The 13,136-nt window shown below is 40.3% G+C and carries 11 protein-coding genes; 7 read left to right on the top strand and 4 right to left on the bottom strand.

Features of this window, described 5'->3' with window-relative positions; all coding sequences use genetic code 11:
- The first annotated feature begins 76 nt into the window (after positions 1 to 76).
- The 3 genes from RMX69_RS24515 to RMX69_RS24505 all read left to right on the top strand — a co-directional run bounded on the left by RMX69_RS24515 (position 77) and on the right by RMX69_RS24505 (position 5,422).
- Complete coding sequence (locus RMX69_RS24515; RefSeq protein WP_289795562.1) at positions 77 to 1,021, top strand: ADP-ribosylglycohydrolase family protein; 945 nt, start codon at positions 77 to 79, stop codon at positions 1,019 to 1,021.
- Positions 1,022 to 1,248: 227 nt separating this feature from the next.
- A complete protein-coding gene (locus tag RMX69_RS24510; protein ID WP_322638991.1) occupies positions 1,249 to 3,945 on the top strand; it encodes an HD family phosphohydrolase in 2,697 nt (898 codons plus the stop codon).
- A gap of 388 nt (positions 3,946 to 4,333) precedes the next feature.
- Positions 4,334 to 5,422 (top strand): GTPase family protein, encoded by a 1,089-nt coding sequence (locus RMX69_RS24505; RefSeq protein ID WP_322638990.1) that lies wholly within the window; start codon positions 4,334 to 4,336, stop codon positions 5,420 to 5,422.
- A gap of 316 nt (positions 5,423 to 5,738) precedes the next feature.
- On the opposite strand, the gene RMX69_RS24500 is transcribed toward RMX69_RS24505, so the two are convergent.
- From RMX69_RS24500 to RMX69_RS24490, 3 genes are all read right to left on the bottom strand, one after another.
- Entirely contained in the window at positions 5,739 to 6,194 is a 456-nt protein-coding gene (locus RMX69_RS24500; RefSeq protein ID WP_322638989.1) for a DUF2442 domain-containing protein, read from the bottom strand.
- Complete coding sequence (locus RMX69_RS24495) at positions 6,187 to 6,432, bottom strand: DUF4160 domain-containing protein (protein ID WP_322638988.1); 246 nt, start codon at positions 6,430 to 6,432, stop codon at positions 6,187 to 6,189. Before RMX69_RS24495 ends, RMX69_RS24500 begins: the two co-directional genes overlap by 8 nt.
- A gap of 75 nt (positions 6,433 to 6,507) precedes the next feature.
- A complete protein-coding gene (locus RMX69_RS24490) occupies positions 6,508 to 7,164 on the bottom strand; it encodes a TetR/AcrR family transcriptional regulator (RefSeq protein WP_322638987.1) in 657 nt (218 codons plus the stop codon).
- Between the two features lie 329 nt (positions 7,165 to 7,493).
- Between RMX69_RS24490 and RMX69_RS24485 the strand changes: the two genes are divergently transcribed.
- The 4 genes from RMX69_RS24485 to RMX69_RS24470 all read left to right on the top strand — a co-directional run bounded on the left by RMX69_RS24485 (position 7,494) and on the right by RMX69_RS24470 (position 11,801).
- Positions 7,494 to 8,447 carry a Rieske 2Fe-2S domain-containing protein gene (locus RMX69_RS24485; protein ID WP_322638986.1) on the top strand — a complete coding sequence of 318 codons (954 nt, stop codon included), beginning with the start codon at positions 7,494 to 7,496 and terminating at the stop codon, positions 8,445 to 8,447.
- Positions 8,448 to 8,517: 70 nt separating this feature from the next.
- Positions 8,518 to 9,870 (top strand): cytochrome P450, encoded by a 1,353-nt coding sequence (locus RMX69_RS24480; RefSeq protein ID WP_322638985.1) that lies wholly within the window; start codon positions 8,518 to 8,520, stop codon positions 9,868 to 9,870.
- A gap of 138 nt (positions 9,871 to 10,008) precedes the next feature.
- Entirely contained in the window at positions 10,009 to 11,082 is a 1,074-nt protein-coding gene (locus RMX69_RS24475; protein WP_322638984.1) for a hypothetical protein, read from the top strand.
- Between the two features lie 122 nt (positions 11,083 to 11,204).
- Positions 11,205 to 11,801, top strand: a complete 597-nt coding sequence (locus RMX69_RS24470; RefSeq protein WP_322638983.1) for a Uma2 family endonuclease — start codon at positions 11,205 to 11,207, stop codon at positions 11,799 to 11,801.
- A gap of 73 nt (positions 11,802 to 11,874) precedes the next feature.
- Here the strand turns inward: RMX69_RS24470 and RMX69_RS24465 are convergent, their stop codons facing one another.
- A complete protein-coding gene (locus RMX69_RS24465; RefSeq protein ID WP_322638982.1) occupies positions 11,875 to 13,110 on the bottom strand; it encodes a DUF445 domain-containing protein in 1,236 nt (411 codons plus the stop codon).
- Positions 13,111 to 13,136 lie beyond the last annotated feature (26 nt).

Raw genomic sequence — 13,136 nt, 5'->3', positions numbered from 1 at the left:
TTAGGAATTGGTAGTTGGTAGTAAAGTCAGGAATTAGTAATATTTCATTAACTCCTTACTTTTAACTACATAATTTATGCGTTACTCTCCTATAAGTCGGTTTAAAGGAACTTTGCTCGGAGCATTACTGGGGGGAAGTTTAGCTCCTAGTGGTAAAGTACACTTTGAGAATTACCTAGATTTAGGCAGAATGGCGGTTCTGGGTATCCAGAGTTTGATTGCGTTAGGTAGGTTAGATTTAGATGATTGGATAGAGCGTCAGCAAGAAGAATCTGCTCATTCAGCCGCAACTGATGACATCTCAATAAGAATAATTATTGCCACATTACCAGTAACACTCTTTTTTCACGAAAATCCAATTAAGCTCCGACAAAACTTGCTGCGTGTACTAAAAATCTGGGAGGATGATCCAGTAGTCAGGGATGGAACACTAGCAGTAGGATATGCGATCGCTCTTGCCCTAAATGAAAAACTCGACCCTCTAACTCTTATCCCACAAACAATTTCTTTTATCGGAGAAACACCGACATCAATACCAAAAAAATTATTAAGAGTCCAGAATTTATTAAAGCAAGGGGTTGGATTATCAACGGTGCAAGCTGAGTTTGCTAAAGAAGAAAAGCTCAGTAACACTATTGCTATGGCATTTTACTGCTTTTTGAGTACCTTAGAAGACTTTCGCCTGACAGTTTTACAGGCTACTCACAATGACAATCCTCAAGTGCAAGATGCTACGCTTCTAAGCTCACAGGCTACAGGTGCAATTACTGGTGCTTTATCGGGAGCATATAACGGTACAGGTGGAATTCCTGTAAATTGGCAAGTCTTGCTCTTGCGGAGCAATTCTCCAGTATGGGGACTAACTAGCTTTTCCCAAATGTTAGAATTGACCGATGCATTTGTGGGAGTGTGGTCAGGAGTGTATAATCTTACCTTAAACCCAAAAGAGTTAACAGAGGAGGGATGTGAGGTGGCTTTGCTTTCAGTTTACGCAGCTCCTCGCGTTATTCGGTCGCGTTAATCTTAAATTAACCAAATAAGGGGTTAAAGGTAGGCAAACTTCCGCAACAGTTGTATTAGTCTCATATACTAGAATTTTTCAGTAAACCCTTGGACTGATTCTGTAGCTAGGTATTGTGGCAAATCAGCAATAAAAAAGCCCCGCCACCGACTTGCAGCCGCAGATCGAACTTTCCTGATGATTGTCTTTTTTTGAACTATCAAAGTCGGCAATTGCAGGTAGAGATAATGAAAATGCATAAATTTTTGCAGTTCTTGAACCAGCAATTGACTCACTGGCGGCGACAGTACAAAACACTACGCCGAAAGGGAAAATTAATGAGAAGTCCCAAAGGTAAAACCCATAGAAGGGAACTTCTAAGGACTATGCTCAAGAATGTATTCCTGTTTTTATCAAAAACCAATGAGAAAAGCGAACGCCGAAAACAAGAAAGAGCGCTAAGGTTAAAGGCAAAATCGGTTAAAACTAAGAGTAGTATTTATGCAGTTGGTTTAGATTGGGCATATAAACAGCGTTACTCAGTGATTTTAGCGATCGCTGTAGTGTCCCTCACAGGTATTATTGGGCATAAATTATACAATCAGACTCAACTTCAAGTAGGACATCCCGCACCCCAAACGATTACAGCACCTTACACAGCTAGCATCGAAGATCAGAAAAAAACCGAAGCCGAGCGCAAAGCCGTCAGCACAAGCTCTTTACAGGTGTTGATGCTTGATGCGCGAATCAACGAAAAAATCAACGAAAATTTGCAACAACTTCTAGATGATGGCAACGAAATTCGCGCTGTTGCTGGAGCTTTTCCTTTTTTCGATCCTGTAGTTTTATCCATCTCTACCCAACGTTACCTCCGCTCTTGTTCTGAGTCGGAATGGCAAGCACTGCTATCGGCTGTAGAAAATAGTAAAAATCAGCAGCAGAAGGGAATCGGACAAACCACCCCAGCTGCACCCAATCAGAAACGCCAGCCGCGCATCATATCCAAATCTGATTCCCAGAATCTAGAAAAGACACAACCAGTAGATTTTTCTCAAAACACTGATTTTACTCAAGCTGTAGCAGAACTAGAATCTTACCGCCTCACAACTTCTGAGAAAAGCTTGTCCTTAGTGATTGCCGAAATTTCCCAAACACGTCAAAGATATATCCAAGCCACTGCCAAACTTTTAAAGTTAGAGACTGTTAGCCCCGAAGCAGTATATGAAGAATCTCTACTTTTGGATTTATCAGATGTGGAATGGGAAAAAACCCAAATGGGAATCCATGAAAGTATAGAGCGGATTCTCACCCAAGGCATCCCACAAGGACTGCCAAAAAATATCTTGCAAGATGCGGTGAGTTTACAATTACAGACCTTTGTACCAGAATCCGCTGAAACTTTGGCAAAAAATCTGTTGTTAGCTGTACTCAAGCCGAATCTGCAAAAAGATGAAGAACAAACCAGACAAAATGCTCAAAAGGCGGCGGCTGGTGTGCCACCCGTGATGGTGAAAGTACGGCAGGGTGAGGTAATTGTCAAAAAAGGAGCGCAGATTACTGCATGGAACTTTGAGGTGCTGGAGCATTATCGCCTGATTCGCCGGGAGGTAAAGTGGCAGGAGTTGGTGAAGTTAGGAGGTGTGATTGCGATCGCTATTGGCATTTTTGTCTGGGTAGAACGCCATATTGAGTACGAATTGCGACAACGCGATCGCCTGTTGGTGTTGTTGCTAACTCTGAGTGTGCCAGCAGTAATCGTCATCGGATTGCCCTATACCACCTGGAGCGCCCTTGGTTTATTGTTGGGAAGCTTTTACGGCCCCACTTTGGGGTTGACAGTTGTCGGCCTGCTGTGGCCGATATTAGGCATTAGCTTGGATATGAGCAAGGCTGCGCTTTTAGCTGGTGTTGGGGGAGGAATATTAGGTAGTTACATTGCCCAACGATTGCGATCGCGTGAAGAGTTGGCTTTATTAGGTGTTGCGATCGCCTTAACTCAGGGTGGTATTTACCTGCTTGTTAAAATCTTAATTGGTCAAGTATTTGGTTCAACCTGGTATATTGTTTTCCAAGAAGCGGGATTATTTGCCTTATCCGGCTTAGGGTGGAGTATTGTCGCCTTGGGTTTAAGTCCTTATCTAGAAAAAGTTTTTGATTTAGTTACCCCAATCCGTTTAGCAGAACTGGCGAACCCTAACCGCCCTTTATTAAAACGACTTGCGACTGAAACTCCGGGAACTTTTCAACATACGTTGCTTGTGGCTACTCTTGCTGAAGCTGCTGCCAAAGAATTAGGATGCAATGTTGAACTAGTCAGGGCTGGGACACTATATCACGATATTGGCAAAATGCACGACCCTCTTGGCTTTATTGAAAATCAAATGGGGGGGCCGAATAAACATGATACTGAGATTAAAGATCCTTGGAAGAGTGCAGAAATTATCAAAAAGCACGTAACTGAAGGGTTAGTAATGGCGCGTAAACACCTTTTACCTACGGCGATTCAAGCTTTTATTCCAGAGCATCAGGGAACGATGCTGATTGCCTATTTCCATCACCAAGCCCAGCAAATGGCTCAGTCAGATCCAAGTTTAACTGTAGATGACGCAGACTTTCGTTACGATGGGCCAATTCCCCAATCACGGGAAACCGGAATTGTCATGTTAGCAGATTCTTGCGAAGCGGCGCTGCGATCGCTGCAAGCATCGGCTAAATCTGTGGGAGAGAAGCGATCGGTTAAAGATGTCTCCACTGAACAAGCTTTAGCAATGCTGAATAATATTCTGCGTGCCAAATGGCAAGACAATCAACTCGTTGATTCAGGACTAAAACGGGAAGAGATGTCACAAATTGCTCAAATATTTGTGGATGTTTGGCAGCAATTTCATCATAAACGGATTGCTTATCCGAAGTTGAAGGCTAGTAGCACTGCACGGAATTTGTAATTTAACGATTTCCAAAATACTGAATTTTTATTTTCTAACTTATCAATCTTAAAAACTGAAGAAATTATGCCTGCGATCACATTTACTGATAATGTTGTTAACAGGTTTTTTAGAATGTGATGTAGTTGATCCTAGATTTATGCTGAGTGCCCAAATATAGCAGTCGCCAAAGCCGTTAGGACAGTTTGCGGGAAACGCGTCTTCAACAGCGTACTTTGTGATTTTATTGCTGTCCTAAGCTCCCTGTCCGTTGCTATAAATCAGTATTGAGGATTCAGCAAGGGCATTTTCCTGAAAATTGCAGATAAATTTTTACGAAATATCTATTTCTGGAGTTGAAGAATTATCTTAGTCAATTCAAAACATCACTTATAAAATACTTAAAAACATGACATCAAAGCCAGAAAAAGAGCGTGAACAGCAAATAGCATTTCTTAGTGAAACTATCAAAAAGTACCGTCATCACTTACCTAAAGAACGGAAGCCTAATATTCTTATCTGTGGAAAAACTGGCAACGGAAAGACATCTACTATCAATACTCTTTTTGGGCAAGAAGTTGGTAAAGTTGGTCATTTCAGTCGTGGCACAGACACTGATGAGGTTTATGAATGGGAAAGTAATGAGGAGAATATTAACATTGTTGACCTTCCTGGACTTGGTGATTCGCCAAAAAATGATAAAATTTTCAAAGAAATTTATCGGCGGCGAATTAAAGAAGCTGACGGATTTATTGTCATTGTCTGCCCACCAAGACCAGCAGAACTAGGTACACTAAAAACTGTAAATCTACTTATTAGTTCTGGAGTCTCTAGTAAGCATATTATTTTCGGTTATAACAAATTATCGGACATCAGGTATCAAGATAATGGTAAACTTTCTCAAGTTGAAATTGATGGGCTAATTGGCTCAACAAGTCCTAAACATACTCAGGCGATTGTAGATGCTAAGAAAGCATTTCTAGAAACTCTGCAAAGAGAAATTCCATGTGCTTCATTCTCTGAATATCAAATCATTGAGTATGACTCTCTTTCGGGTTGGAATCTTCACAAAATGCTCTTGGCTGTAGTTGAAATGCTCCCTTTCGAGGCACTAGTAAAGTTAAATCGAGCAAGAGAGGCAGCAGAAAGACAGGCAATAAAAAAAGAAAAAGATAGATTAAAAGAAGAAAGAGAATTTATACGACAAGAAGAAGAACGCCTAAAACAAGCTAATGCACAATCATTACGGGAAAAAGAAGTTCTAAAGCAACGGAGAAGACACATTGAGGAGAGGGAAGAAGCAGTAGAGAATTTCAGTAATCAGGGAGAACAGTTTAACACAAGTATACTTAATGTAATTATTAGTGGAGTTGAAGCAGTAATCACATTAATCGATCCAAGTGCGGGCGCAACTATAGGTGCTGCCCGGAAAGTTATTACTAGTGTTGGTAATGTTGCGAGTAAGGCTTGGAACGCAGTCAGCTCATGGTTCAGATGAAGTGGCACATGAAGTTCGCTATCATAAAGAGGGCAGTGGTATAGCAATCCAATTTGATTTTTGAAAAAATCTTGTTACGCAGCATTACCTCAGAGAAACGCTTGTGGTAAGTCCGTTACAATTTTGATACCGCAAGCGTTTCTTAATTTTTGCTTTTTACTTGTTAACAACTTACCCTTTGGGTTTTGCGATAATCTCAAGGCTTCTCTAAATTTAGGTTACTCCAAACGCTTGCTTTAGATGCGATCGCTTGATAGTAGCTAGAGTTAGTTAATTTGAGCATTCCTAAGCGATCGCTAGATTCAGTTTTAGTGAGTCAAGCTTTATCTTTATCAATAGCCAGTACAATTTCTTTTCGGGGACGACCGCCCTTTGTACCATTTAGTCGAGATGCCTCAGATTTTGCAGAAGAAGTTGAGCTTCCACCCTTTCTGGCAAGTTCAGCCATCCATTTTTTAGTTCCAAATATTCCATTCATCAAAGCAGGAATACTCAAATCTACATCTAGGGTTTTCCAGTGTAATCCTTCACCAGAAGGTGTTACCTCTACTTCTGTTAAGTCCTTGACCGAAGCACCTGCTAGCCCTTGCCCTGCATCTGAAGGGAACCCAAACATACATTTGTTGGACAAGATAACTATAATCATTCCTAAATAAGCGTCATAAAATGCACGAGTAGCCCGTGGTTCAGATGTGGCGATAGTATCTGAGTTTGCTCTGGCATTGGCTAGCTTCTCTTTTAATTCTTCTGTAGCAGCAATCTTCTTAACCATGATATTCTCGCCACTTTTTTAGTAGTTCCAATTGGTGATCCGCAACTAACTGTAAAGCTTTCACCGCATCTTTATCACTCATTCCTGGGGATACCCAAACCCACTCTGGAGCTAGGTTTTCATCTCCTATATTGATTTTTGCCTCTCCGCCCCCTTTAAAAACATGGACATGAGCAGGAATATGATCGTTAAGGTAGATACGAACCTCAAAACCGCCTTTTCTTAAAATTGTTGGCATTTAATATCTTAATTTTATCAGATATAACCTAAGCGCTTGGGTTTATCAATAGATTGAGTACCCAATATTCAATCCCTAATCCTCACTACGTCGCACACCAGCCAAGATAAAATTAACTGCTGCTTGAGTATGCTGCTCAATCATTTCTGGACTTAGCAGTTGCAAATCGGGTCTAGTATGCTTGATGTTTTCGTAAGCGTTGAAGTATAAATTACAAACCCCAATAATATGCAGGGTGGTGAAAAATGGATCGAGTTGACGGAAACAACCTTCCGCCATTCCCCGCTCTAAAATCTTGATGAGATAGCTAAAATTTTCTTGCCAATTCCCCTCTTTAAAATACTTCCCCTGATTTTGGTTTGCTTCTTGGAACCAAAGCATTCCTCTGTGCGGGTGAGCAGCTTCATAAGCGATCGCTTCTTTGACTAGCAGTTTCAAAGCTTCCTCTGGTGGGAACCGATCCAAATTTAGCTGCCCAAACCCTTCGTGCATTTCCACCGCCGGACGTTGCAGAACAGCTTGATATAGTCCTTCCTTGCTCTGGAAGTAGTAGTAAATCATCGCTGTGGTGACACCTGCACCTCTAGCGATCGCCCCTGTCCGCGCCCCTTGAAGTCCATTTCTGGCAAACTCCGCTTCCGCCGCATCGAGAATCTGCTTTTTTGTCGCTTCTGCATCGCGCACCTGGCGCGGCTTTTTAGATGAGAATTTTGACTGCGTTGAACGACCCACGTTACTCCATCATCATAACGAAAATATATTAACTAAAAACTTGGTTAGTAGTTGACATATAAGATGAAATTTATTAAATTAATACTCACTAACTAAAAAATTAGTTAGTTATCAAAATTATCCATGCAGTAGCCAAAGTTAGCCGAGCAAATGCTCGGTAGTATTAGTCTATTGCAGACAAGACTTTAGTTATCCCAATTTACATACCAAAAAGTGATGTAGAACAGGCGACACCAGCTTGTCTACAACTTTTAAGTTTTAAGATTGCGTTACCTTTTGCTAACGCATCTAGCGACTTTTCAAAAAATTACCAAGATTTTGGAGGGAAAATGGAACCAATTTTACCTGGTGCGCCTTGGTTAATCACGCACAAATCTACATTGGGAGTGAATAAACCAAATAAAATCACATTAAATGGACAGGATTATGTTATTTGGCAAAACCAAAAAGGCGAAGTGTTTGCCCTTGATAACATCTGTCCGCACATGCAAGCACCCTTATCAGACGGCTGGATTTGTCAAGAAAGAGATACTATCACTTGCCCTTTTCATGCACTAGAATTTGATGGACAAGGCAGACTACAGCAAGGAGATAAAAAAGACACTCAGTCAATTACAAAGCCATTAGAGTTCATTATTAGCAATGATTGTATCTGGACTTATGCTGGATTTGAGCCAAGATTACCCATCCCAGATTTGCATCAAAAAATTGTCGATGAATACGAGTTCCTTGGAGTAACTGGGGATAAAAGTATTCAGGGTGACTTTTTGAGTAACCTGATGGTTAACTATGACTATAATCACCAAAATGGTACTCATAAAGAACTATTTAAAATTACATCTTGTAATGTAAGTCATTTTGAAGAAAAAGGATACTATTCCACAGTTAAACAAGAACTGACAAGAGCCAACAACACGCTAGAAGAAATTCTCAAAAATCCTATTTTGGGAATCTTCCCTAAAAAGCTTGCTAACACACTCGAATATGCTTTTCCTTCAACTACAGCTTTTTTTGCTAAAACGCCTATTGGTGATATAGCTCAAATTCATATTCTCTACCCTGAAACAGAAAAAATCACCAAGACGTTTATTTTGATGTATGCCAAAGTCGTCAATCCTTTGATGAAATTTCTGTTTAAAAACTCAGTTTTACAAGCAGCGGCTACAGTTATTGATCAGGATACAAGTGCTGTCGAAACCTTGTATCCTCGACAAAAACCAAAAATCAGATTGCCAAATGAAGAGATTATGTTCTACGCAGAAAAACTCTACCACAATTGGTAATTTTGATTTGCAAAGCCTAACTGCCCTTTACAATTAAACTGTAGCTAATTCCTGCTGGAGGTACTCAAATATGCGGCAGCTAAAATCAGCCGATGAAATGCCTGGTAGTTATGGCTTGCCCATCTTGGGGGAGACTTTAGAAATATTTCGGGATTTAGAACTGTATCTATGGCGAAGATTCCAGCAGCATGGTTCAGTTTTTAAGACGAGCGTCATGGGATACAAACGTGCTTATCTAATTGGCCCTGATGCTAATCGGCTGGTGCTGGTAGAACAAGCTGAAAATATGTCGTCGCGGATCGGTTGGTATTTCTTAGCATCAACATTTGGCAACAATATTTTATTACAAGATGGGGAAGAACATCGCCTAACTCGTCGCTTGATGTATCCAGCATTTCATGGAAAAGCGATCGCTACATATTTCGACACCATCCAAAATATTGTGCAGGACTTCCTCAAAGATTGGGGAGAGCGAGGAACGATTCCTTTAAATTCTAGTTTCCGCCAGCTTACCCTAATGATTGCGACTCGCCTGTTCTTGGGAAGTCAGAACAAGACCGAAGTTGAGCAAACCAGTCAGTGGTTTACACAACTGCTAGATAGCAGTATGGCGATATTCAAATTGAATGTCCCTTTTACTTTATATGGTCGTGGTCAAAATGCTAGGGGTAAGTTAGTGGCTTTCTTACGTGAAGCGATCGCCCAACGTATCAAGCAGGGTAACTTAGAAGAATCAAAAGATGTTTTAGGATTACTGCTAGCCGCTGTTGATGAAGACGGCAATAAATTGAGCGAAGCACAGATAATCAATGAGGCACTATTATTACTATTTGCTGGACACGAGACGACAGCCTCCTTGCTGACTTGGGTAATATTTGAACTAGGTAATCATCCAGAGTGGCGAGAACGACTGCGCCAAGAACAATTAGCAGTTGTGGGAAATAATCCTCTTAACCTATCCCATCTCAAACAACTTCCACAGTTAACTAATGTGCTCAAAGAAGCAGAACGGCTCTATCCGCCAGTGTATGCCTATAATCGTGGCGTCCTCAAGGATATTGAGTATGGAGGCTATCGCATCCCTGCTGGTTGGTTTGTGACTATCTCGCCGATGTTGACTCACCGTTTACCAGAACTGTACACAGATCCCGATCGCTTCGACCCCGATCGCTTTGCACCACCTCGTGAAGAAGATAAGAAACATCCTTTAGCACTACTGGGTTTTGGTCATGGTTCGCACAGTTGTTTAGGCATGGAATTTGCCCAGATGGAAATGAAAATTGTGCTTTCCACACTGCTTCGCCATTACGACTGGACAGTAAAACCGGATTATTCTGCGATCGCTCCAGTTCGTCAACCTTCTAAAGTTAAAGATACTCTACAAGCATATATTGAGCCTTTGAATAGCAAGCTAAATTCCTGACATGATATAAAGTTCGATTCGGGGTATAAACCAAAAGTTAAGTATAAATTATACAGTTTTCAGGCAGTGTTATACCATTCAGTTTTTAGGGAATCCTATATCTGAAACTCTATAAATAATACTTGCCAGTTAAAAGGTATGAAAATCACAGGGACTATCAAGAGTATTAGTATCCGAGAAGGTAAAGCAGCTTGTGGCTTCATTACTCCTGATACAGCTATACCTGGTCACGAGGGGGACATACGTTTCTTCGCAGATAAACTGATTGGAATCGCGATTCAAGATTTAGCAAAAGAGAATTTAGTAGAATTTATTGTTAAAGAATGGAATAAAAAAGATGGCACTATAGAAAAAGTTGCTGAAGAAGTATATTTTTTGCATGAGTCTAACAGACTAACAGGGGTTATTAACTGGCTAAATAAAGAAGAAGGTAGAGGTTTTATTAAACCTGACAAACCTTTAAAAAATCAAGATAAAGATTTGCTATTCTTTCAGCAAGATTTAGAGGAAATTGCAATCGAAAATCTTTGTAAAGGAGATAAATTAGAGTTTACATTACAAAATATAAATTATAAAGATGGAAGAGTCGTAAAAGCTGTTAAGAAAATTCGTTTACTTTTTTCAAGTTTACCTAAAGCAACGGTATCTTTGAAAAAGAAAACTATTGATAATAATATTGACCCTTTAAATATTAAAGATATCAAAGCAAAAATTAGTTCATGTTTTGGTAATTGCATGAAGCTTTCAGACTCAGCAGAGTTTGAGGATTATGTATTTATGGTTCTCAGGCTTCTCGGTATCCATAACTTGTATCAATATGACAAAAAAAATCAAGCTGGTAGAGCGGATGGTTTCTTTATAATTGGAAGCCTTGCAGTGATGTATGATTGCACATTAAGAAAAAATTTTGATGAATACAAAAAAGACCAGATTGAAAACTATGTAAATAAATTAAAAAATTCTCAAATGACAATTGATATAAGGCTTACAGATGGCGGGGGAAAGAAAAAGACTCTCCAAATTCAAGGTAAAAATCGTCAGGTTTGGATAATTACCCAAGAAAATACTAGAGAATTATATGATGTTGATGGTATTCGTATTAAAGAAATTTCAGTACAAGATTTAATTCAGATATTTAATAAAAGATTGTACTCAGATGCATTTGAAGAAGATGATCTATCTGCACACCTTGCAGTAATTGATAAAACTTGATTTTAGTTGTTTATGACACTTACTCCAATTTCTATACTGGGCTAGAAGCTAATTTCCATAGATGGTTAACACACTAGGTTGACCAAGTGCTACGCTACAGTTAGCAAGATTAAGAGGCAACTATGACTGCCCTGATTCTAAACCTCAGTCCCACCATTGAACTAACAGATGAGCAGTTCTTCCAACTGTGTCAAAATAATCGAGATTTGCGACTTGAGCGCACCGCAGAGGGAGAATTAATTATCATGCCACCAACTGGATGGGAAAGCGGAAATCGAAATAGTAGACTGACACAGCGTTTAGGTAATTGGGCTGACGCCGATGGTACAGGACTGGCTTTTGACTCTTCAACGGGTTTCAAACTTCCCAATGGCGCAAATCGCTCTCCTGATGCATCCTGGGTGAGTCGCAAGCGATTAGAAGCTCTAAATCCAGACCCCGCCAGATTCCTACCAATGGCACCCGATTTTGCCGTAGAATTACGCTCTGCTTCAGACAGCTTAAAGACTGTGCAACAAAAAATGCAGGAGTACATTGATAACGGTGTGCGTTTAGGATGGTTGATTGATCCGCAAAACCAACAGGTGGAAATTTATCGCCCAGGACAGGATGTTGAGATCCTGCGTAGGCGTAGCCCGTCGGAGACATCGCCTACTAGCTTATCAGGAGAGGATGTATTACCTGGGTTTGTACTAGATTTAACACAGATTTTGAGTTAAGCGATCGCTCAATTTCACTCATTTCAAAATCGGCAGAACTTGCAACTCTAATTTAATACAAATTTGCAGAAAATTAATATTGACTTAATACTAAAAAGACTGTTTGCAATAACCCAATAACAAAACCTAAAACACCACCTAAAGTCACAATCGCTTGCAATTCGTTTTTGACAATTCCCTCAATTGCAGCTTCTAAATCAGCCGGTGAAGTTGATTTTACCCGGTCAACTATCACTTCATCTATCGATAAAATTGGAATCACCTGCGCCACAATTGCTTCTAAATCTTTTTCCAAATACTTCTCTAAAATTAGAGCCAATTCTTGACTCATGACTTCTAAAGAAGTACTGACAACTGGTGAAGTACTAACACGATTCAGTAGTACTACAGCAATATTTTCCCAATCAACAGAATCAGTTAATCCTTGTAAAAAATCGCTGCCACTATTTTGCAGGTAATGACGGACACTTTCACGGGTGGTTTTTCGGAGTTGGCGAACCGTCCCCATTGGCAAGTTTTGTAATGATAAATTTTGCAGCAATTTCCGAATGCGATCGCGGATCTGCAAATCTTGAGTCAATTCCTGCAAGCGACTATTAGCAGCCTCTTTTTCATCCAAACAAAAAGTTCGTAGGCGTGTCAGAGTATTACGTAAGCCAAACAAATTTGCTACTACCCAATAAGTACCACTGGTTTTTTCGCGGAAGCCTTCATCGATAATTTGAATGGTGCGATCGGTCAAGAAATCAACTATCGTTTGGCGGAGCAGATCCGGCGGTAAAACTATTTGCAACAACCAATCAGCAAGCCGCGTAGCTTGTTCTTCACTCAGTTGAAATTCCAGCAATATCTGGTCAAAAATTTGATTGATCTGCGCTTCTAAAAAATCTTCACGCCGCGCTAAAACCTTGAGCAATCGTGGCAAAGATTCCCCTAGTAAATCCCGCAAAATTCCCGCTACAATTTTGGCACTCTTCTCGTTTTTATCTGTTTTGATTTGTTCAATCGCTAACCGCAACAACCAGAAAATTGCTGATTGCACGCGTTCTGTTTGCAACAAACGGCGTGCCAGATTTTGCAATTCTTGTGGTGTCAACAGTGACCCCATGATTGTATTAGAAATGTTCTTAGCCAGACGTTCCTGATTGCGGGGGATCAATCCAGGGGTAAAGGGTACTCTTCGTCCAGCGATATAAATTGCTCGGTAAGGACGGAACAACATTTTGATGGCTATATCATTTGTGAAATAGCCAATAATTCCACCCAGTACCGGGGGAGACACATAAAGCCAAAGATGAGACCAGTCCAAGGGAAGAATTTAAAAAGTTAGGAGGT

The organism is Nostoc sp. EspVER01 (assembly GCF_034530635.1).
Lineage (GTDB): Bacteria > Cyanobacteriota > Cyanobacteriia > Cyanobacteriales > Nostocaceae > Nostoc.
Note: the sequence above shows the minus strand (reverse complement) of the source record. Positions and strands in the feature narration are given on the sequence as shown.

Coding starts and splice junctions, on each gene's coding strand:
- RMX69_RS24500 (WP_322638989.1), bottom strand. CDS start 6,194: ATGGTTAAGAAGATTGCTGCTACAGAAGAATTAAAAGAGAAGCTAGCC.
- RMX69_RS24505 (WP_322638990.1), top strand. CDS start 4,334: ATGACATCAAAGCCAGAAAAAGAGCGTGAACAGCAAATAGCATTTCTT.
- RMX69_RS24480 (WP_322638985.1), top strand. CDS start 8,518: ATGCGGCAGCTAAAATCAGCCGATGAAATGCCTGGTAGTTATGGCTTG.
- RMX69_RS24475 (WP_322638984.1), top strand. CDS start 10,009: ATGAAAATCACAGGGACTATCAAGAGTATTAGTATCCGAGAAGGTAAA.
- RMX69_RS24485 (WP_322638986.1), top strand. CDS start 7,494: ATGGAACCAATTTTACCTGGTGCGCCTTGGTTAATCACGCACAAATCT.
- RMX69_RS24515 (WP_289795562.1), top strand. CDS start 77: ATGCGTTACTCTCCTATAAGTCGGTTTAAAGGAACTTTGCTCGGAGCA.
- RMX69_RS24510 (WP_322638991.1), top strand. CDS start 1,249: ATGAAAATGCATAAATTTTTGCAGTTCTTGAACCAGCAATTGACTCAC.
- RMX69_RS24495 (WP_322638988.1), bottom strand. CDS start 6,432: ATGCCAACAATTTTAAGAAAAGGCGGTTTTGAGGTTCGTATCTACCTT.
- RMX69_RS24470 (WP_322638983.1), top strand. CDS start 11,205: ATGACTGCCCTGATTCTAAACCTCAGTCCCACCATTGAACTAACAGAT.